Annotated in this window: 16 protein-coding genes; 11 read left to right on the forward strand and 5 right to left on the reverse strand. The window is 68.1% G+C overall.

Annotated elements, in window-relative coordinates; all coding sequences use genetic code 11:
* Nucleotides 1-23 precede the first annotated feature (23 nt).
* The 3 genes from aceA (at nt 24) to Q0P60_RS06950 (ending at nt 5,330) form a co-directional block, all read left to right on the forward strand.
* Nucleotides 24-1,325, forward strand: coding sequence for an isocitrate lyase (gene aceA / locus Q0P60_RS06940; protein ID WP_294990183.1), 1,302 nt, complete (start codon nt 24-26; stop codon nt 1,323-1,325).
* A 413-nt stretch (nt 1,326-1,738) separates the two neighbouring features.
* On the forward strand, nt 1,739-2,779 hold the full coding sequence (locus tag Q0P60_RS06945) for a GGDEF domain-containing protein (RefSeq protein ID WP_294990186.1): 1,041 nt from the start codon (nt 1,739-1,741) through the stop codon (nt 2,777-2,779).
* A 16-nt stretch (nt 2,780-2,795) separates the two neighbouring features.
* On the forward strand, nt 2,796-5,330 hold the full coding sequence (locus Q0P60_RS06950) for a putative peptide modification system cyclase (protein ID WP_294990189.1): 2,535 nt from the start codon (nt 2,796-2,798) through the stop codon (nt 5,328-5,330).
* On the opposite strand, the gene Q0P60_RS06955 is transcribed toward Q0P60_RS06950, so the two are convergent.
* Nucleotides 5,303-5,608: an NHLP-related RiPP peptide gene (locus Q0P60_RS06955; RefSeq protein ID WP_180853073.1), complete on the reverse strand. Its 306-nt coding sequence runs from the start codon at nt 5,606-5,608 to the stop codon at nt 5,303-5,305. The genes Q0P60_RS06950 and Q0P60_RS06955 overlap by 28 nt on opposite strands.
* A gap of 141 nt (nt 5,609-5,749) precedes the next feature.
* Here Q0P60_RS06955 and Q0P60_RS06960 point away from each other — a divergent pair, with 141 nt between their 5' ends.
* Complete coding sequence (locus Q0P60_RS06960) at nt 5,750-6,919, forward strand: putative peptide maturation dehydrogenase (protein WP_294990196.1); 1,170 nt, start codon at nt 5,750-5,752, stop codon at nt 6,917-6,919.
* 21 nt (nt 6,920-6,940) lie between these two features.
* Here Q0P60_RS06960 and Q0P60_RS06965 read toward each other — a convergent pair whose 3' ends face one another.
* Genes Q0P60_RS06965 through Q0P60_RS06975 form a run of 3 tightly spaced genes read right to left on the reverse strand, consistent with a single transcriptional unit; the run spans nt 6,941 to nt 11,734 of the window.
* Complete coding sequence (locus tag Q0P60_RS06965; RefSeq protein ID WP_294990199.1) at nt 6,941-8,923, reverse strand: acetyl/propionyl/methylcrotonyl-CoA carboxylase subunit alpha; 1,983 nt, start codon at nt 8,921-8,923, stop codon at nt 6,941-6,943.
* Nucleotides 8,924-8,949: 26 nt separating this feature from the next.
* Nucleotides 8,950-10,560 carry a carboxyl transferase domain-containing protein gene (locus Q0P60_RS06970; RefSeq protein WP_294990202.1) on the reverse strand — a complete coding sequence of 537 codons (1,611 nt, stop codon included), beginning with the start codon at nt 10,558-10,560 and terminating at the stop codon, nt 8,950-8,952.
* Nucleotides 10,561-10,570: 10 nt separating this feature from the next.
* The gene (locus Q0P60_RS06975; RefSeq protein ID WP_294990205.1) at nt 10,571-11,734 is read right to left on the reverse strand and encodes an isovaleryl-CoA dehydrogenase; all 1,164 of its coding nucleotides are present in this window, start codon (nt 11,732-11,734) and stop codon (nt 10,571-10,573) included.
* A 159-nt stretch (nt 11,735-11,893) separates the two neighbouring features.
* On the opposite strand from Q0P60_RS06975, the gene Q0P60_RS06980 reads away from it, so the two are divergent.
* From Q0P60_RS06980 to Q0P60_RS06990, 3 genes are all read left to right on the forward strand, one after another.
* Nucleotides 11,894-12,511, forward strand: coding sequence for a TetR/AcrR family transcriptional regulator (locus Q0P60_RS06980; protein ID WP_294990208.1), 618 nt, complete (start codon nt 11,894-11,896; stop codon nt 12,509-12,511).
* A gap of 207 nt (nt 12,512-12,718) precedes the next feature.
* Nucleotides 12,719-13,237, forward strand: a complete 519-nt coding sequence (locus tag Q0P60_RS06985; protein ID WP_294990211.1) for a c-type cytochrome — start codon at nt 12,719-12,721, stop codon at nt 13,235-13,237.
* 187 nt (nt 13,238-13,424) lie between these two features.
* On the forward strand, nt 13,425-14,870 hold the full coding sequence (locus Q0P60_RS06990; RefSeq protein ID WP_294990214.1) for an ExeM/NucH family extracellular endonuclease: 1,446 nt from the start codon (nt 13,425-13,427) through the stop codon (nt 14,868-14,870).
* Nucleotides 14,871-14,974: 104 nt separating this feature from the next.
* Here Q0P60_RS06990 and Q0P60_RS06995 read toward each other — a convergent pair whose 3' ends face one another.
* The gene (locus Q0P60_RS06995; RefSeq protein ID WP_294990217.1) at nt 14,975-15,832 is read right to left on the reverse strand and encodes an EamA/RhaT family transporter; all 858 of its coding nucleotides are present in this window, start codon (nt 15,830-15,832) and stop codon (nt 14,975-14,977) included.
* A gap of 43 nt (nt 15,833-15,875) precedes the next feature.
* Here Q0P60_RS06995 and Q0P60_RS07000 point away from each other — a divergent pair, with 43 nt between their 5' ends.
* The 4 genes from Q0P60_RS07000 to Q0P60_RS07015 all read left to right on the forward strand — a co-directional run bounded on the left by Q0P60_RS07000 (nt 15,876) and on the right by Q0P60_RS07015 (nt 20,994).
* Entirely contained in the window at nt 15,876-16,547 is a 672-nt protein-coding gene (locus tag Q0P60_RS07000; RefSeq protein ID WP_294990220.1) for a CocE/NonD family hydrolase, read from the forward strand.
* Nucleotides 16,544-17,644: a cell division protein ZapE gene (gene zapE, locus Q0P60_RS07005; RefSeq protein WP_294990223.1), complete on the forward strand. Its 1,101-nt coding sequence runs from the start codon at nt 16,544-16,546 to the stop codon at nt 17,642-17,644. The genes Q0P60_RS07000 and zapE overlap by 4 nt, the downstream gene beginning before the upstream one ends.
* Nucleotides 17,645-17,821: 177 nt before the next feature.
* On the forward strand, nt 17,822-18,541 hold the full coding sequence (locus Q0P60_RS07010; RefSeq protein ID WP_294990226.1) for a fimbria/pilus chaperone family protein: 720 nt from the start codon (nt 17,822-17,824) through the stop codon (nt 18,539-18,541).
* A gap of 41 nt (nt 18,542-18,582) precedes the next feature.
* A complete protein-coding gene (locus tag Q0P60_RS07015) occupies nt 18,583-20,994 on the forward strand; it encodes a fimbria/pilus outer membrane usher protein (RefSeq protein ID WP_294990229.1) in 2,412 nt (803 codons plus the stop codon).
* Nucleotides 20,995-21,117: the final 123 nt, after the last annotated feature.

The following is a 21,117-nucleotide window of genomic DNA, read 5'->3' on the forward strand; positions in this document are numbered from 1 at the left end:
CACGAACCGAACTGGAGAAAGACATGAGCAAGCTGCCCACTGCCGAACAGATCCAGCACGACTGGGATACCAACCCGCGTTGGGAAGGCATCCAGCGCAACTACACCGCGGCCGACGTGGTGCGCCTGCGCGGCACCGTCCACATCGAGCATTCGCTGGCCCGCCTGGGCGCGGAAAAGCTGTGGGCATCGCTGCATGAGCGCGAGTTCGTCAATGCGCTGGGTGCGCTGACCGGCAACCAGGCCATGCAGCAGGTGAAGGCCGGGCTGAAGGCGATCTACCTGTCCGGCTGGCAGGTCGCTGCCGACGCCAACCTGGCCGGGCAGATGTATCCGGACCAGTCGCTGTACCCGGCCGATTCGGTGCCGGCGGTGGTCAAGCGCATCAACAACACGCTGCTGCGTGCGGACCAGCTGCATCACGCCGAAGGCAAGGACGACATCGACTTCCTGCAGCCGATCGTGGCCGATGCCGAGGCCGGTTTCGGCGGCGTGCTCAACGCGTTCGAACTGATGAAGGCGATGATCGAGGCCGGTGCCGCCGGCGTGCACTTCGAAGACCAGCTGGCCTCGGTGAAGAAGTGCGGCCACATGGGCGGCAAGGTGCTGGTGCCGACCCGCGAGGCCATCGAGAAGCTCAACGCCGCGCGCCTGGCGGCCGACGTGCTGGGCGTGCCGACCCTGCTGGTGGCGCGCACCGATGCCGAGGCCGCCGATCTGCTGACCAGCGATATCGACGGCAACGACCGGCCGTTCACCACCGGCGAGCGCACCGTCGAGGGTTTCTACAAGACCCGCAACGGCCTGGACCAGGCGATCAGCCGCGGCCTGGCCTACGCGCCTTACGCCGATCTGGTGTGGTGCGAGACCGGCAAGCCGGACCTGGAGTTCGCGCGCCGCTTCGCCGAGGCGATCCATGCCCGGTTCCCGGGCAAGCTGCTGGCCTACAACTGCTCGCCCAGCTTCAACTGGAAGAAGAACCTGGACGACGCCACCATCGCCAGGTTCCAGCGCGAACTGGGCAGCTACGGGTACAAGTTCCAGTTCATCACCCTGGCCGGTTTCCACGCGCTGAACTACGGCATGTTCAACCTGGCCCACGGCTATGCACGCCGCCAGATGAGCGCCTTCGTCGAGTTGCAGGAAGCCGAGTTCGAAGCGGCCGAGCGTGGCTTCACCGCGGTCAAGCACCAGCGCGAGGTCGGTACCGGCTACTTCGATGCGGTCACCCAGGCGATCCAGCAGGGCCAGTCGTCGACCACCGCGCTGACCGGCTCGACCGAGGAAGAGCAGTTCCACGGCGGGCGCAGCGAACGCGCCGCCTGATGCAGTAGTGCCGGCCGCTGGCCGGCAATCACGTGATGCCCGGGCGCCGCAAGGCAGCCGGCCAGCGGCCGGCACTACCGGGGTCCAGAACGATCAGGGGGGCCAGGGAAGGGCCAGACAACGCCGGCCGGTCGGGGGACCTGCCGGCGTTGTTGTATCGATGGAACCGCGCCGAACGCAGGCAGCGTCAATCCGGCGCACCCTGCCTGCGGCAATTTGGCCGAAACCCTGTGAAGGTGGCCATGAGGTTGATCCGGAACGACTTTTATGCGGACAACGACGACCAGAACGGCCAGCGCGCCTCTTCACATTGGAGATGAGGGTCGCAAGGCTCAAAATGAGATAGGGCGCACATTTTAAAGCGATGCTATGCTCCGCGGCTCACCAGGGGACGCTGGCGGCGGGTGCAGGGAATGACCGGCAGGGGTGCGGCCGAGAACAGTGATGTGACGTCAGGTATCGCCCGGGTGGCGATGGCCGAGATCGTGCATGCGCTGCTGTCCGATGCCGAGGTCGCATTGTTCGCCAGATTCGCCCGCCCATGCAAGCTTCATGCCGGACAGTGGCTGTTCCAGCGTGGACACCGTGGCGAGCGCATGTACGTGATCCTGGAAGGCCAGATCGAACTGGACTTCGGCGAGGACCTGGTGATCAAGACGCTCGGCCAGCACGAGTTCTTCGGTGAGCTGGGGCTGCTGGTCGGCGATCATCCGCGCAGTGCCAGCGCACGCGCCCTGGTCGACTGCGAGATCCTGGAACTGGGCCCGGCCGACTTCCATCGCCTGGTCGAATCCGATCCCGGCCTGGTCGCCTACTTCCTGCGCCGCACGATCATGCGCGTGCTGACCAACGAACAGGCCCTGATCAGCCAGCTGCGCCGGCGCAACCATGACCTGGAAACCGCGCTGGACAACCTGTACATCACCACCCACCAGCTGACCCATACCCGTGAGCTGGTGCGTACCGATGAACTGACCGGGCTGCACAACCGCCGCGGCCTGACCCTGTACCTGCAGGAATGCCGCGTCGACAGCCATGGCCTGCCGCAGGCGCTGCTGCTGATCGATTGCGACCGCTTCAAGCAGATCAACGACCGCCACGGCCATCAGGCCGGCGACCGTGTGCTGCAGAGCATGGGCAACATCCTGCGTTCGATGGCCGGTGAACAGGACCTGGCCTGCCGACTGGGTGGCGACGAGTTCTGCCTGATCCTGCGCCGTGGCAACCATGAGATCGTGCAGCACGCGGCCGAGTTCATCCTCAGTGCGGTGCACGGACTGCTGGAACGCAGCAGTGGCACGCCGCATGTGAGCCTGGTCAGCATCGGTGCCAGCCTGCTGGCGCCGGATGCGGGATGGAGCGAGTGGTATGCCAGCGCGGATCGCGCGCTGTACCAGGCCAAGCGCGATGGCGGCAACTGCCTGCGTTGGGTGGACGCAGCGGATACACCTTGATCGGGAGACAGAGGCGATGAATGGCGACAACGGAACGTCGACGCCGCACAACCAGCAACTGCGTGCGCTGCTGTTCACCGATCTGTGTGATTCGCTACTGCTGGTCGAACGCATCGGCGATGTCGCCGCCGCCGAACTGTTCCAGGAACACGACCGGCTGGTGCTGGCCCTGCAGCAGCGCTGGAACGGCCAGCTGATCGATCGCTCCGATGGGCTGTTCATGCTGTTCGAGCGCCCGATCGACGCGCTCGGCTTCGCCCTGGATTACCAGCGCGGCCTGCAGCCGCTCGGGCAGGCACGCGAGATCCGCCTGCAGGCGCGGGCCGGGCTGCACGTCGGCGATGTGCTGACCTGGGAAAACAGCGCCGAGGCGGTGCGGGCCGGCGCCAAGGCGATCGAGGTCGAAGGGCTGGCCAAGCCGATGGCGGCGCGTCTGATGCAGCTGGCGCAGCCGGGGCAGATCCTGCTGTCGGCGGTGGCCGAATCGATCGTGCGTCGCTCCAGCGCAGCATTGGGCGCCACTGCCGAGGGCCTGCAGTGGCGGTCGTTCGGGCGCTGGCGCTTCAAGGGGGTCAGCCAGCCTGCCGAGGTCTTTGGCGTGCAGGCGGCGGACATGCCGACGCCGGGACGGCTGCGGCACACGGCCAAGGCCCAGCGCGATCTGCCGTTGTGGCGCCGTCCGCTGGCGATGGCGGCGCAGGCCGCGGTACTGCTGGCCGCCGTGCTCGGGGTCTGGCTGCTGACCCGGCCGCAGCCGGCCATCGCCTTCGCCGAACGCGACTGGGTGGTGCTGGGCGGGCTGCGCAACCTGACCGGCAATCCGTTGCTGGACGATGCGCTGGACCAGGCGTTCCGGATCAGCCTCGAGCAGTCCCGCTACGTCAACGTGGTCAGCGACGACCGCGTTGGGCGCACCCTCGAAATGATGCGCAAGCCGCTGGATGGTGGCGTCCGCGAGCGTACCGATGCCGCCGCCGTGGCAGTGCGCACCGGCGCACGCCTGTTGTTCGTGCCTTCGGCGACCGACATCGGCGGCCGTACCCGCTTCAGTGTGGAAGTGGTCGAACCGTCGACCCTGCGTACCCTGGCGGTGGTATCGGCCGATGCCAAGGCCGGCGCGGTGCTGGCCGCGGTGGACGATGTTTCCCGCCAGCTGCGCGATCGCCTCGGCGAAGAGGCGACGCTGATCCAGCGCGACAGCCAGGCGCTGCCGGAGGTGACCACGGGCAGCATGGACGCACTGCGCGCGTTTGCGCTGGGCCAGAAGCGCTACAGCCGCGGAGACTTCACCGGTGCGATGGCGTTCTACGAGCAGGCGCTGCAGGTCGATGCTGATTTTGCGCTGGCCTGGCTGGGCCAGAGCCGTTGCCGCTTTGCCACGATGAACTACCACGAAGCCGCGCGCCTGCTGGAGGAGGCGCGCCGTCGCTCGGCACACCTGACGCCACGCGAGCGCCTGTACGTGCAGAACTGGATGCTGCAGATCCGCGATCCGGATCGCGCCACCGACGGTTGGGCGCGCATGGCCGAGCTGTATCCGGACTACATGCCCGCAAGCTACAACGCCGGCCTGAACCTGTTCCACGAAAACCGTTTTGCCGAGGCCCTGGTGCTTTCCGGGCGGGTTGCGCAGAGCAGGGTCGACCTCCCGGAGATCGCGCAGGACCAGTACGGCCGTGCATTGCTGGCGAGCGAGCGCTATGCCGAGGCCGATATCGCGTTCAGCCGTGCTGCCAGCAATGGCTGGGAGGGTGCACTGATGCGCCAGGCATCGGTGGCCGCTGCGCGTGGTCAGTTCGGAAAGGCCAATGCACTGCTGGCGCGCATTGCTCCGGACAATTTCCACGCCGGCAATTTCGCGACGACGATTGCGCTGGACCAGGGCGATATCGAGGGCGCGATCAGGCGTGCCGAGCAGGGGCGGGTGCACGCCGGGCAGCGCCAGGGCATGGATCGATACAACTTCGATATGCCCCTTGCCGTTGCCTACATGACGGCTGGCAGGAGATCCAACGCGCTCGCTGTCGCGCGGGTGGCGGCCACTGCGCCGTTCGCCGGGCTGAGCGGCGAACCGGCCGTCGAGACGGTGGATCGCCTGGTGGCGGCCCACGCGGCAGCCCTGCTGGCGTTGCGGCTGGGTGACGCGGCACCGGCCAGAGCGGTGCAGGCAAGGATGAAGCTGCTGCAGGAACGTCCCGACAGCAGCGTGCTGCGGCAATACATCGCATTGCTGGCCGCGCGGCTGATGCAGCATGAAGGTCAGCCCCGGCCAGCGTTGGACCTGCTGGTGCCGCTGTTGAAGACGCAGCCGCGCCTGCAGGTGCGGTTGGCGGTGCGCGAGCTGGCACTGGAAGCCGGCCTGGTCGATGTCGCCCAGCAGCAGACCCGCTGGCTGCGCGATCGCCCCGGGCTGGCGTACGCCGAAGCGCAGTGCAGTTTCTGCCTGCAGGCACTCAACGTTGTGGATGTGCGGAAGCTCACGGCGGTGCCGGCAGGTGCTGCCGGCACCGACCCGGTGGTGGCTCAGCGCAGCGTGCGCGGCGCGCCGTAACCGTCCTCGAGCATCGGCACCGAGTAGCCGGTACCACTGGTCAGCATGGCGATGATCTGGTCTTCGGCCTGTGCGATGACGTCCTTCTCCGCCAGGCAGATGTTCTTGCAGCAATCCTGGACGAACTGCTGGAGTTCGGCGGGATCGGACGGAACGTGTCCGGCCAGCAGGATCGCGGCGGCGGTGTCGCTGGCGAAGAGCTGGCGGAAGGTGTCATCGGTGGCGAGGCGGTGAACCAGAGTCTTGGCAACCGGCAGCGAAAGCGTCAACGTGGGCATTGTGTCGTGTATCCATGGAGTGTCGAGAGGCAGAGGTGATGTCGGCCCGGCGAGGCGCTTCTTGAGCGTGCGGAACTGGAATGTAAAGGAATTCCGTCGCGGTTCGATAACGTGGATTCACGATGAAGGATGATTGATTCGATGGATGTCAGGCGCTGCGCGATCGTGGTGGTACAGCCCACCGAGCAGATCCGGTTTGAACTTGAGGGCCTGCTGCGTGGCGGCGATGGCCTGGTGCGCACGCTCGCCTGGGAAGCACTGGCCCCGCACCTGGATGCCCCGGTGCTGCTGGACGCTGCCGCCCAGGCATTGCTTGGCAGCGTGAGTCCAAGTGCGTGGACCACGCTTGACCCAGGGCAGGTCGGCTCGCCGGCGATGCAGCAGCTGATGGCCACGGGCCTGGTGCTGGCCCGCGGGCAGGACGACGATGCTGCCGCACGGGATGAACGGCTGCGCGCGACGCACTGGCATCCATTGGCCGCGGTAATGCATGCCTTCTCGCGCTGGGAGGACGTCGATGCTGTGCGCAACATGCGTGAATCGCAGATCGAAACGGCCTCGCAGATGCGCAGGACATTGGGCCCGCCGCCTTCGCATGCCGCAGCCACGGAAGAAGGGCTGGTGCCATTGCCACCCATGCAACCCAACGATTTCGATGCACTGCTTGCGCGGCGCGTGACGTGCCGGAACTTCGACAGTGCACGGCCACTGCCGCTGCCCCTGTTGAGCCAGATGCTGCAACGTGCATTCGGCAGTACCGGATACCAGCGCGAAGGCGATGATCTGGTGTTCCTGAAGAAGAACGTGCCTTCAGGCGGTGGACTGCATCCGGTCGAAGCCTATGTGCTGGTGCGCAATGTCGATGGGCTTGCCGCCGGCATGTACCTCTATCGGGCGCAGGGCCATGGGTTGATGCCGGTTGACTGCCCGGTGCCCATCGATCGCGACTTCGTGATGTCCATGGTCGGGCAGCAGCATTGGTTCGCCGATGCGCATGTGCTGGTCATCCTGTCCCCGCGTTTCAACAGGACGTACTGGAAGTATCGCCAGCATGGCAAGAGCTATCGGGTGGTCGCGATGGAGGCGGGGCACCTGTCGCAGACCCTGTACCTGGCGGCGACCGATGCCGGCCTCGGTGCCTTCATCACCGCAGCGATCAATGAAAAGCCGATTGAACGCGCGCTGGGCCTCGATACGATCAATGAGGGCGTGCTCGCGGTCTGCGGCTTCGGATGGCGCGCTTCGCAGATGACCACCAGTGAGCTGGACCCGGCGGGCGTGATCTGGAACCTCGAAGACCGCGCGGGTTGATCCCGCGCGGTCGGTGCCGCATCAGGCCGCTTCGAAATCGACCAGTACCGCGCCGTCGCCGACCTGGTCGCCGGCCTTGGCGCGGTAGCCCTTGACCGTGCCGTCAGCCGGCGCCTGCAGGGTGTGTTCCATCTTCATCGCTTCCAGCACCACCAGCGGCGTACCGCGCTTGACCTCGGTGCCGGCCGCGACCAGGGTCGCCACGATCTTGCCGGGCATCGGTGCCAGCAGGCTGCCGGCATCGACGGCGGCGTGGTCCGATTCGCCCACCGGGTCGTGCAGGGTGAAGCGATGCTGGCCATCGGCGCCGAACAGGTACAGCTGGTCGCCCTCGTGCAGCAGCTGCAGCGACCAGCGGCGGCCCTCCAGCTGCACCACCAGGCCCTGCCTGTCGGCGGTGCCGATCACGGTCACCGGCGCGGCGTCATCGCATTGCACGCGCCAGCCGTCGGCCTGTGCCCATGCCTTCAGCGTGTGCCGGCGTTCGCCCTGCTGCAGCGGCAGCACGCGCGGCGCTGCCGCGCCAAGGCGCCAGCCGTCCTGTGCCTGCCACGGCGAATGCGGGTCGCGCGCATCCTGGTCGGCGCTGGCGGTGCTGGCCACCGCCGCCACTGCAGCCAGCAGCCACCGCGCGTCGTCGCTGTCGCCTACCGCGCTCAACGCCACCTGCTCGCGTTCGATCAGTGCGGTATCCAGCCTGGCGTGGCTGAACGAATCGGTATTCACCAGCCGGCGCAGGAAGCCGGCATTGGTGGTCACGCCCACCACCTGGCAGTCGGCCAGGGCCTGGCTCATGCGGCGCAGCGCGGCCTCGCGGTCCACGTCCCAGACGATCAGCTTGGCGATCATCGGGTCGTAGTACGGCGTGATGCTGTCGCCTTCTTCGACGCCGGTATCCACGCGCACGTTGGCCGATGGGGTCGGCAGGCGCAGGCGGCGCAGGGTGCCGGTGGAGGGCAGGAAGCCGCGGTCGGCATCCTCGGCGTACAGGCGCGCTTCGATCGCATGGCCGTGGATGGCCAGCTGATCCTGGCGCAGCGGCAATGGCTGGCCCGAGGCCACGCGCAGCTGCCACTCCACCAGGTCGGTGCCGGTGATGTACTCGGTGACCGGATGCTCGACCTGCAGGCGGGTGTTCATTTCCATGAAGTAGAAATCGCCATCCGGGCCGGCGATGAATTCCACTGTGCCGGCGCCGACGTAACCCACCGCGCGTGCGGCATCGACCGCCGCCTGGCCCATCGCGGCGCGGCGTTCGGGGCTCATGCCCGGCGCAGGCGCTTCTTCCAGCACCTTCTGGTGGCGGCGCTGTACCGAGCAGTCGCGCTCGAACAGGTAGACCGCTTCGCCGTGGCTGTCGCCGAACACCTGGATCTCGATGTGGCGCGGGCGCTCGACGTACTTCTCCACCAGCACATGGTCGTTGCCGAATGCCGAGGCCGCTTCGCGCTGGCAGCTGGCCAGCGCGTCGATGAAGTCTTCGCTGCGTTCGACCTTGCGCATGCCCTTGCCGCCGCCGCCGGCGCTGGCCTTGATCAGCACCGGATAGCCGATGCCGTCGGCCTGCGCACGCAGGAACTCTGGTGCCTGCTGGTCACCGTGGTAGCCGGGGGTCAACGGCACGCCGGCCTTGGCCATCAGGGCCTTGGCCGCGCTCTTGTCGCCCATCGCACGGATCGCGCTGGCCGGCGGCCCGATGAAGGTGATGCCGGCCGCCGCACAGGCGTCGGCGAAGTCGGCGTTCTCGGACAGGAAACCGTAGCCGGGGTGGATCGCCTGCGCGCCGGTACGACGGGCGGCGTCGAGCAGGGCATCGCCGCGCAGGTAGCTCTCGCGCGCGGCGGCCGGGCCGATGTGGACCGCTTCGTCGGCCAGGCGCACATGGCGTGCGCTGCGGTCGGCATCGGAATACACCGCTACCGTGGCGATGCCGAGGCGGCGGCAGGTGGCGATGACGCGGCAGGCGATTTCGCCGCGGTTGGCGATCAGGACTTTGGTGAACATGGCAACAGGCTCGGTCATGGCACGGATTACATGCGGAACACGCCGAAGCGCGTCTGCTGCGGGGCGGCGTTGAGGCTGGCCGACAGCGCCAGGGCCAGCACCCGGCGGGTGTCGGCCGGATCGATCACGCCGTCATCCCACAGGCGTGCGCTGGCGTAGTACGGGTGGCCCTGCTGCTCGAACTGTTCGCGGATCGGGGCCTTGAACGCATCCTCTTCCGCCGCCGGCCACTGGCCGCCCTTGGCTTCGATGCCATCGCGCTTGACCGTGGCCAGCACGCTGGCGGCCTGCTCGCCGCCCATCACGCCGATGCGTGCGTTCGGCCACATCCACAGGAAGTTCGGCGAGTACGCACGGCCGCACATGCCGTAGTTGCCGGCACCGAACGAACCGCCGATCACCACGGTGAACTTGGGCACCCTGGCGCAGGCCACGGCCATCACCAGCTTGGCCCCGTCCTTGGCAATGCCGCCCTGCTCGTACTTGCGGCCGACCATGAAGCCGGTGATGTTCTGCAGGAATACCAGCGGGATGTTGCGCTGGGTGCACAGTTCGATGAAGTGCGCGCCCTTCAGGGCCGACTCGGAGAACAGGATGCCGTTGTTGGCGATGATCCCGATCGGGTAGCCGTTCAGATGGGCGAAACCGGTGACCAGGGTGGCACCGTAGCGCGGCTTGAATTCGTCGAAGCGCGAACCATCGACCAGCCGCGCAATCACCTCGCGCACGTCATAGGGCTTGCGCGTGTCGGCCGGGATCACCCCATACAGCTCGTGCGCCGGCAGCAGCGGTTCTTCGCTGGCCTGCACCGCCATCGCCGGCTCCGGCTTGCGCCAGTTCAGTTGCGCGATGATCGCGCGCACCCGCGCCAGCGCCTGCAGGTCGTTGTCGGCCATGTGGTCGGCTACGCCGGAGATGCGCGTGTGCACGTCGGCACCGCCGAGCTCTTCCGCGCTCACCACTTCACCGGTGGCGGCCTTCACCAGCGGCGGACCGCCCAGGAAGATCGTGCCCTGTTCGCGCACGATCACCGTCTCGTCGCTCATTGCCGGCACATAGGCGCCGCCGGCGGTGCAGCTGCCCATCACGCAGGCGATCTGCGGGATGCCCTGCGCGGACAGGTTGGCCTGGTTGTAGAAGATGCGGCCGAAATGATCGCGGTCGGGGAAGACCTCATCCTGCAGCGGCAGGAAGGCGCCACCGGAGTCGACCAGGTAGATGCACGGCAGGTGGTTCTGCTCGGCGATCTCCTGCGCGCGCAGGTGCTTCTTCACCGTCATCGGGTAATAGGTGCCGCCCTTGACCGTGGCGTCGTTGGCCACGATCACGCACTCCACGCCACTTACCCGGCCGACGCCGGCGACCACGCCGGCGGCAGGCACGGCATCGTCGTACATGCCATGCGCAGCCAACGGCGCGATTTCCAGGAAGGCGCTGCCGGCGTCGAGCAGGGCATCGATGCGGTCGCGCACCAGCAGCTTGCCGCGTGCGGTGTGCTTGGCACGCGCGGCCTCGTTGCCGCCCAGGGCGGTGCGGGCGAGGGTGGCGTGCAGGTCGTCGACCACGGCCTGCATGGCCGCGCGGTTGCTTTCGAAAGTATCGCTGCCCGGTTGCAGCTGGCTGTTCAGGACGGTCATCGCGGTAGCCTTACAGGGTGCGCTGGAACAGTTCGCGGCCGATCAGCATGCGGCGGATTTCCGAGGTGCCGGCGCCGATTTCATACAGCTTGGCGTCGCGCCACAGGCGGCCGGTCGGATACTCGTTGATGTAGCCGTTGCCGCCCAGGATCTGGATCGCCTGGCCGGTCAGCCAAGTGGCCTTCTCGGCGGCATACAGGATCGCACCTGCGGCGTCCTGGCGGGTGGTGCGGCCCTGGTCGCAGGCGCGCGCCACGGCATACACATAGGCACGGCAGGCGCCGAGGCCGACGTACATGTCGGCGATCTTGGCCTGGATCAGCTGGAAGCTGCCGATCGCCTCACCGAACTGGTGGCGCTCGTGCACGTACGGCATCACCACGTCCATGGCCGCGGCCATCAGGCCGAGCGGGCCGCCGGACAGCACCACGCGCTCGTAGTCCAGGCCGGACATCAGCACGCGTACGCCGCCGCCGACCTGGCCCAGCACGTTCTCTTCGGGAACCTCGCAGTCCTGGAACACCAGCTCGCAGGTGGGCGAGGAGCGCATGCCCAGCTTGTCCAGCTTCTGCGCGGTGGAGAAGCCCTTCATGCCCTTCTCGACCAGGAACGCGGTGATGCCCTTGGCACCGGCGTCGATGTCGGTCTTGGCATAGACCACCAGCACATCGGCATCCGGGCCGTTGGTGATCCACATCTTGTTGCCGTTGAGCACATAGCGGTCGCCGCGCTTGTCCGCACGCAGCTTCATCGACACCACGTCCGAGCCGGCGCCCGGTTCGCTCATCGCCAGCGCGCCGACCAGGCTGCCGTTGCACAGGCCGGGCAGGAAGCGCTGCTTCTGCGCCTCGTTGCCGTTCTTGCGCAGCTGGTTCACGCACAGGTTGGAGTGCGCACCGTAGGACAGGCCGATGCCGCCGGACGCGCGCGAGATCTCTTCCATCGCCACCACGTGGGCCAGGTAACCCATGCCGGTGCCGCCGTATTCTTCTTCCACGGTGAGGCCAAGCAGGCCCTGTTCGCCCAGCTTCGGCCACAGGGCCAGCGGGAACTGGTTGGTCGCATCGGCCTCGGCGGCCAGCGGCGCGACCTCGGCGGCGGCAAAATGGGCCACGCTCTGGCGCAGCAGGTCGATCTCCTCACCGAGATCGAAGTTCAGGGATGGCACGTGCATTGCGGTGGCTCCACGACGGGACTGCAGGGAATGGACGCACCCGGCGGGGGAGCGGGCGGCGGTCTGCAGGACCGCCACCCGCACGGGCGATGGCCCCAGCGTAGCGGGGTTTGGGAAAGAAGTGAACACAAATTCAAAAATTGAAAATAGAATCAAAACATGGCCTATAAACGCTCTGCACTGATGGAAGAACGCCTGGCCGGGGCCCGTGAGCGGATCCTGCTGGCGACCCGCGAACGGGTGGCTGCCGGTGGCTGGCGCAATGCGCCGGTGACGGCCGTGGCGACCCAGGCGGGGGTGTCCACCGGCCTGATCTACCGCCATTTCCCCTCCAAGGCCGAGCTGTTCGTGGAGGTGCTCAACGCCGCCGTGGCCCACGAAGTGGCGATCATGGAGCGCATTGCCAGTGGCCCGGAGGCCGCCAGCGAGCGCCTGCGCCTGGCAATCACCGCCTTTGTCCGCCGCGCCCTGGCCGGGCCGGGGCTGGCCCATGCCTTCATCGTCGAACCGGTCGACCCGGATGTGGAAGCCGAGCGCATGCGCGGCCGCCGCGCGTTTGGCGACGTGTTCCTGCGCCTGGTGGAGGAGGGCGTGGCAGCCGGCGAACTGCCGGTACAGGACGCCCATGTGGCCGCCGCCTGCCTGGTCGGCGCCTTCACCGAGGCGATGGTCGGCCCGACCGCGCCGAGCCGCGAAGCACATCGTGACGAGGACGCACTGGTGGAGGCGATCTGCAGTTTCTGCCTGCGCGCGATCGGCGCACCCGTCGCCCGGTAGAGCCGGCCGCTGGCCGGCTTGCTCTGCCGGGGTCAGATCCCTTCTGCCATGCAAAAGGGATCTGACCCCATGCCCAGCCCATGCCTGGCGATGCTGCGCCGCACCAGCGGCAACGCCTGTTGTCGCACGCGAAGCGCGTTCTATACTCGCTCCATCACGCAGTCGCTCAGCCGTGGTCCAACGACTATCAGCCAGGGGTAACGAAGAGTGCGGAATTACGATCTGGAGTTCCTGAAACGCTTCTCCATGGTGATCGCGCTGCTGGCGACCATCACCCTCGGCCTCATCCTCCTTGCCGCCTACCTGCACACCCGGATTCCGCCCGAGGTGTCGCCGACCGCGGTCAAGCGCACTGAACAGCGGATCTCGCCGACCGGCGCGGTCTACGCCGGCAGCACCGGTGCCGCCGCGCAGGCCGCGGCCAAGGCGGCGGCGCTGGCCAAGGCCGCCTCGCAGGTGGCCTACGGCGGCACCAAGGACGGCAAGGTGATCTTCGACAACCTGTGCACCGCCTGCCATACCAACGGCGTGGGCATGGCGCCGACGCTGGACCATTCGCACTGGGACAAGCGCATCGCGCAGGGCAAGGACACCCTCTACAAGCACGCCATCGAGGGCTATACCGGCCCGGACGGCGGCATCATGCCGCCCAAGGGCGGCAACCCGGCGCTGACCGAGGAACAGATCCACGCCACCGTGGACTGGATGCTGGGCAACCTGAAATAGCGGGCGCAACCCGCCCGCAGGTAGCGCCAGCCGCTGGCCGGCAACCCCGTATGCATGCGGAGTCATGAGGTTGCCAGCCAACGACCGGACCCCCGGCTTTGCCCACCGTGGTCGAAACCCCGCCTGCAGGCGGGGTTTCGCATTTCAGGGTTAGTCTGTGCGCCCTCTTCCAAGGAATCGTCCGTCGATGCGCCGCCGCTCCCTCGCCCTTGCCCTGTCCCTGCTGTTGCCGGTCAGCGCCTTCGCCCAGGCCCAGCCGCAGGCCGCTCCAGCCGCGGCGCCTCCTGCCGCGCGCGGCAGCGCAACGGTGGTGCTGGCCGCCGCCCCGGCCGATTGGCGCGCGCTGGACGGCCAGCGCGTGCGCATCGCCGCACCGCTCACCCTGGCCGGTACCGACGGCCTGGAGCGTTTCGGCCAGCTCACGGTGGCCTTCGACGGCCGTCTCTGGCAGCCGACCGAAGTGGCCGCACCGGGTACCGCCGGCTACGAGCAGGTGATGGCCGACAACGCTCGCCGCCGCCTGCTGCTGGACGATGGCAGCGACGCCCGTGACCCGGGCAGCGTGGCCTACCTGCCGGGCAATCCGGTGCTGCGCACCGGCATGCAGCTGCGCAATGTGGAAGGCATCGTGCGCGTGGACCCGCAGGGCCGCCCGCGGCTGCAGGTTGAAGGCGTGTTGAAGCTGCCGGAACTGAAGCGGCCGGCAGTGCCGACGGTGCCGGGCAGCCTGCATGTGGCGGCCTTCAACCTGGAGAACTTCTTCAATGGCGACGGCCACGGCGGCGGCTTCCCGACGTTGCGCGGCGCGCGCACGCCTGAAGAGCACAAGGCGCAGGTGACCAAGCTGGTGGGTACGGTCAATGCGCTGGGCGCCGATGTCGCCGCGCTGATGGAACTGGAGAACGACGGCTACGGCCCGCAGTCGGCCATCGCGGAGCTGGTCGATGCACTCAACCGCGACCGTGGCGCGCAGGGTGACTGGCGCTTCGTCGACGCCGGCAACGGCCCCGGCGACAACCCGATCCGGGTGGGCATCATCTACCGCAGCACGCGCCTGCAGCCGGTCGGAAAGCCGGCCACGCTGACCGGTGGCCCGTTCGTCGAGCACAGCCGCGTGCCGCTGGCACAGGCTTTCCGGGGCAAGCACGGCGCGCCGTTCGTGGTGGTCGCCAATCACTTCAAGTCGAAGGGCTGCCGTGATGCGGCCGGTGCCGACGCCGACCGCAACGACAACCAGGGCTGCTGGAACGCCACCCGCGTGGCCTCGGCGCAGCAGCTGCACGCCTGGCTGCAGACCGACCCGACCGCTACCGGTGCCAGCGATGCGGTGCTGCTGGGTGATTTCAACGCCTACGCGATGGAGGACCCGATCCGCACCCTGCATGAGCTGGGCTGGCAGGACGCGTTCAAGGTCGCCAAGGTCGAGCATCCCTACAGCTACGTCTACAACGGCTATACCGGCCGCCTCGATCATGCGCTGCTGAATCCGGGCATGGCCAAGCGCCTGCGCGGTGCCGCCGAATGGCACAGCAACGCCGACGAGCAGGATGCCAGTGGCTACCAGGGCCGCAACGTGCAGGGCCCGTGGCGCAGCTCCGACCACGACCCGCTGCTGCTGGGCTTCGACAGATAAGGTTGGCCGGGGTCGGATCCCATTCCAACGGAATGGGCTCTGACCCGAATGCCCAGGACAGCCGAGCCTGGCTCGGCGCTACGGAAGGCGGGATCGCCGCGGGCTCAGCCCCAGGCGATCAGCCCGATCGCCAGCACTGCCAGCGCCAGGCCGGCGCGGTTCCACTTCGTGGTCGGCTCGCCGAAGGCGAACATGCCGACCAGCGCGCCCAGCACCACCACGCCGATGTTCATGCCGGCGAACACGGTGGCCGGGCTCTGCGGCATCGCCTGGTGCGCGTGGACATAGAACAGGATGTTGCCGCCATTGAGCAGGCCGAGCAGGGCCCCCGCGCCGAGGTTGCGCCAGGCCAGCCGGCTGTGCCCGCTGGCATGACGCCACAGCTGCAGTGCCAGCATCAGCAGAAAGGCCACGCTGAAGCTGGCCAGCACCGCCGCCATCGACGGCGTGCCGGACAGCGCTACCTGCTTGAGCAGCACATCGACCACCGCGAAGCCCCCCCACACGCCCAGCAGCCAGCCCCAGCCACCGGGCGAGGACGCCACCTGCGGGCCGCGCGGGCGCAGGCTGATCGCCACCATCGCCAGCAGGCCCAGGCCGAGGCCGGCCAGCTTCCAGGGCGTCGCGGTCTGGCCGAAGAACAGGAAGGCGGCCGCCAGTGACAGCAGCAGCGACAGCCGCTGCGCCACATCGCTGCGGACGATGCCGGCCACCGCCACCGCGCGGCCCAGCACCAGGAAGATCGACGGCAGCACCACCGCCAGCGCCAGCAGCGACAGCCACGGCGCGTGCGCCGCGCGCAGCGCATCCAGCGGTGGCCGCAGCACCACGGCGGTCAGGGTCGCGGCCACCAGGTAGTTCCAGGTGACCATCTGCGCGACATCCAGCTGGCGGCGTCCGGCCACCTTCAGCAACACCGAGACCAGCACACTGCAGATCACGGCCAGGGACAGGTAGAGCATGGGGCGGGCACAGGGCAGGGGCGGGGGACGGTATCATGTTGCCATGCGCAATCCCTCGTTCCCCGTCGCCCCCGGCCAAACCGCCTGCCTCGAACTGGATGGCCCGGCCGGCCCGCTGGAAGTGGTCGTTGACCTGCCCAAGGCCGATGTGCCGGTGCAGCCGATCGTGGCCATCGTCTGCCATCCGCTGTCCACCGAGGGCGGCACCCTGCACAACAAGGTGGTCACCATGACTGCCACCACCCTGCGCGAGCTGGGCATCGCCACGGTGCGCTTCAACTTCCGCAGCGTCGGCGCTTCGGCCGGTGATTTCGACCACGGCGTCGGCGAGCAGGACGACCTGAAGGCCGTCACCGCCTGGGTGCGCAGCCAGCGCCCCGACGACCGCCTGTGGCTGGCCGGTTTCAGCTTTGGCGCGTTCGTTTCGCTCAAGGCCGCCGCCGAGCTGCAGCCGGAAGCCCTGATCTCGATCGCGCCGCCGGCCGGCCGCTGGGATTTCGAGGGCGTCGCACCGCCGGCGCGCTGGCTGGTGATCCAGGGCGAGCAGGACGAGATCGTCGATCCGCAGGCCGTCTACCAGTGGCTGGACACGCTGGATCTTCCGCATGAGCTGGTACGCATGCCGGAAACCAGCCACTTCTTCCACCGCAAGCTGATCGACCTGCGCGGCGCGCTGACCCACGGCGTCAAGCACTGGCTGGGCGCGGCGGCATGAGTGCAACCGAGTTGACCCCGTCGCAGCGGTATGCGGAAGGGGTCGCCCGCGGCGACTGGCAGAACGACCCGGCCCAGCACGCGGCGCTGGCCGAACTGGACCGCATCCACCTGGGCCTGCTGGACAGTGCCGAGGAGGGCTGGCTGGACCGTCTGTCCTCGTTCTGGAAGAAACCCGAGCCGGTCAAGGGCCTGTATTTCTGGGGCGGTGTCGGCCGCGGCAAGACCTTCCTGGTTGACCTGTTCTATGACGGGCTGCCGATCAGGCAGAAGTACCGCACCCACTTCCATCGCTTCATGCGCAGCGTCCATGAACGCCTGCGCGAGCACCAGGGGCAGAGCGACCCGCTGGCGAAGATCGCCCAGGAATGGCGCAGCAACCTGCGCGTGCTGGTGCTGGACGAGTTCTTCGTCACCGACATCGGCGACGCGATGCTGCTGGCACGGTTGCTCGAGCGTCTGTTCGCCGAGGGCGTGACCCTGGTCACCACGTCCAACACGGCGGTGGAGAACCTGTACCTCAACGGCCTGCAGCGGGAGAGCTTCCTGCCGGCGATCGGCCTGCTGCAGCGCTTCTGCGTGGAGCTGTACGCCGAGGGCACCGAGGATTACCGGATGCGCGCGCTGACCCGCTCGCCGGTCTACCGCGCGCCGTTGGCCGCCGACAGCGACGACTGGCTGGCCACGCGCTGGAACGAGCTGAGTGGCGGCCAGCCGGCCAAGCCCGGCAACATCGAGATCGAGGGTCGCAAGATTCCGGTCCGGGGCCGTGGCAAGAGCATCGCCTGGTTCGATTTCGCCGCACTGTGCGAAGGCCCGCGCGGGCCGTCGGACTACATCGAGATCGCGCACGAGTTCAATACCGTGCTGCTGGGGGGCATTCCCGCCTTCGACCGCCTGAACGAAGATGCCGCGCGCCGCTTCGTCAACCTGATCGACGAGCTGTACGACCGCCACGTCAACCTGGTCTGCACCGCCAGCACCTCGCCGATCGAGCTGTACACCGGCACCCGCCTGCAGGGCGCATTCGAGCGCACCGCCTCGCGCCTGATCGAGATGCAGAGCGCCGAATACCTGGGAACCCCGCACCGGGCGTGAGCGCGCGCCGCATGGTGATGGCTGGCCCTGTACCCACGCGGCGGGGCCATCGGCGTCAATCGATATCACTTTAGGACTCGCCTGATAGTTCACCGGGTGGGGGCGCCCTAGCATGTCCGTCATCGCCTGACGTCGCGTGCCTGTGCCGCAACGGGGCCCCACTGAACGGGAACTGCCATGAACGCTCTTCTTTCGAAGCGGCGCGGGACGCTGTTGGCCTGCAAATGGCTGGCCGCCGCCGCGCTGCTCGGCCCGGCGCTGCCGCTGCAGGCGTCCACCTTCGCCCTGCAGAGCAATACGGTGATCCTGGAGGAGCGCGAAGGGCGCACCGCGTTCAACATCAGCAATCCCGGCCGCGAGCCGATCCTGCTGCTGAGCAGCGTGGACGATCTGGACGAGCGGCCGATGGCCGGCAACATCCTGGTGACCCCGGCGGTGACCCGCATCGACCCGGGCCAGAGCCAGATCGTCAACTTCACGCTGAAGAAGGGCGTGGTGCTGGATCGCGAGTACATGCTGCGGGCGTCGTTCGAAGGTGTCACCCAGAAGAGCGAGCGCGGCATGCGCATGCCGATCCGCCAGCAGATCGGCTTCATCCTGCAGCCGCGTGCGGTGGCTGTTGCAGTCCGTCCCTGGCAGGACCTGCGCTTCTCCATCGAAGGTGATCAGCTGACCGTCCACAACAGTGGACCGCATGTGATCCGGGTCGGTCCCGAGCTGCGCCTGCAGCCCTCCGCCGCGCTGGGTGTGCTGCCGCATCCCTACCTGATGCCGGGCGAAACGCGGGTGCTGACCCTGGCGGGCGACGTGGGCGGCAGCAACGGCCACGTCGAGATCGTGCCGCTGAGCCGCTATGGCTTCGCCAAGGACAAGGAACAACTGCCGCTGCAGCCGTGAGCACGCGGCGTTGACTGCCACTGCATGCAAGGACCCCACCCATGAGGCAGCCGCCGTCATTGGCGCCGGTTGCCGCCCTGGTGATCGGCGCGGGAGGAATGAGTACCGCCACCGGCGTTGCCGCACAGGAGGTGCAGTTCGACCTCAAGCAGCTGGAGCGCAATGGCGTCTCGGCCGACGTTGCACGCTTCTTTGCACGCCGGGCCGGCTTTCTGCCCGGCGTGCACCAGGTCGACGCCAGCGTCAACGGCATGCGCCGCGAGCCGCTGCAGGTGCGGTTCGATGCTCAGGGTGAGCCGTGTTTTTCCGCCGAAGTGCTGGCGCAGCTGGGCCTGAAACAGGACGACCCGGAGCAGGCCTGTGCGCCGCTGCAGCAGATCCATCCCGGCACCCGGGTCGAGCTGCGGCCCGGCAGTGCGCGGATGGATCTGGTGGTGCCGGCCACGGCCCTGCGTGACAGCAGCGCGGGCGGTGCCTTCCAGCGTGGCGGCAGTGCGCTGGTTCTCAACTACGACGTTTTCTCCCAGCGCGTGCAACGACGCACGGGCAATGACCATTCTTTGAGTGCACGCATGGAACTGGGGTTCAACACCGCCAACTGGGCCGTACGCAGCCGCGGCGACTATGCACGGCGTCGCTCGCAGAGCCGTTACGTGCAGCAGGAAACCTATGCCCAGCGTGCGCTGGAGCGTGCCTCGGGGGTGTTCCAGGCGGGCCAGCTGAGCCTGGCCTCGGAAGGCTTCGGTGGCACGCCGATGCTGGGTGCGCAGCTGTTTTCCGATGACATGCAGCGCCAGGCCAGCCGCCTCAGCGTGCCGATCGAAGGCATCGCCGACAGCCATGCGGTGGTGGAAGTGCGCCAGCGCGGCAGCGTCGTGCACCGCAGCGTGGTCGCGCCCGGTGCCTATTCGATCAGCGACATCGCCGTGACCCACCGTGGCACCGACCTCGATGTGGAAGTCCGCGAAGAGGACGGGCGCACCACCCGCTATCGGGTACCGGCACCGATGGATGTGCCGGACGCCGATGCCGCGCCGGCCTTCCAGCTGGGGGTGGGGCGCTACCGTGCCCGCGATGGCGTGCACCTGCAGGGCAATGCGCCCTGGCTGGTCCACGCCGGGGGCGCTGCGCAGCTGCGCGCGGATACCCGCGTCAGCACGTCGCTGCTGCTTGCGCGTGACTACCAGGGACTGGCAGCACAGTCCGGCTTCAGCCTTGGCTCGCGCAGCACCTGGGGCGTGGGCGCGCGTTTCTCGCATGCTGCGCAATGGGGCTTCGGCCATGAGCTGCAGCTGCAGGGCAATGCCAGCTTCGACAATGGACTCAGCATGGGCGCGTCCTGGCAGCGCCGCAGCGCTGCCTTCGCGACGCTGGAAGACACCTTGCCGCTGCGCGATACCCGGCCGTGGCCGTGCGAACCCTGGACCCTGCCGGAGGCCTGCGCTTCGCGCGACGAGCGGCTGCAGCAATCGCTGTCGGCCTCGCTGGGCTGGTCCAGCGCCAGGTGGGGCGCGTTTTCCTACACGTTCTGGCAGAGCCGCTATGGCGGCGATGTTGGCCGTGGGCAGACGCTGTCGGCGTCACGCCGGTTCGGCCGGGTCAACGTCAACCTGACCCTGCAGCATGCGCAGGGGCGTGGCAGCGCCGCGTTCGTCAATCTGCAGGTTCCGTTGGGACGCGGCAGCGTCAGTGCCCGTGCCTACCGCTATGAAGATGCGTCGCGCAACCTGGGCGCCAGTTTCCAGAGCCGCACCGCAGGTGGCCTGGCCTACAACGTGGATGCATCGCACAGCGGTTCGCAGCAGCGGTTGGCGGTCGCAGCCAGCCAGCGCACCGCGTATGGCGCGTTCAATGCGGGGGCCTCGCACATCCAGGGCCAGGCCCAGACCCAGTATCTGGCCGCCAGCGGCGGTGTAGCGCTGGCCTCGGGGCGCACCCTGGCGTTTTCCAGCTCGCGCATTGGCGACACCTTTGCCGTGGTCCGGATTCCACGCGTGGCCGGGATCGGCCTGAGCGGCGCCGGCAGTGCCACCACCTCCGTGCTGGGCACCGCGGTGTTGCCGTCGATCACCCCTTACCGGCCCACCCGCCTGCAGCTGGACGGGCGAACGCTGCCGCTGAACCAGCGCTTTGCCAGTACCACGCTTGATCTGGCGCTGGCGCGCGGTGCGGTCGCCACCCCCACCATCAGTGCGCACCCGGTGCGCCAGCTGTTGCTGACCGTGCGTACCCGCGGCGGCGAACTGGCACGGGTAGGTACCGCGCTGTACTCCGCCGAAGGCGACTTCATCGGCACCGTGATCGGCCAGGGCAACGCGATCCTGGACAACGAACAGATCGGCAAGCCGGTGCTGCTGGACGATGCCGGCGGTCGCTGTGAAGTGCACTACCGCGTGCCGGCCCGGTTCGATCCCGCGCGTCCCTACGAAGCATCCGAAGGACGTTGCCTGTGATGCCCTCATTGCACTGCCGCGAACGCGCGGTGCCCGTATTGCCGGTAGCGACCTCGGTCGCTCCGCCAATGGATCGTCGTCGCAGACGGTCCCCCCATCCCCCTCCAACCTGGGAGTTTCCAC

The organism is uncultured Stenotrophomonas sp. (assembly GCF_945952405.1).
Taxonomy (GTDB): domain Bacteria; phylum Pseudomonadota; class Gammaproteobacteria; order Xanthomonadales; family Xanthomonadaceae; genus Stenotrophomonas.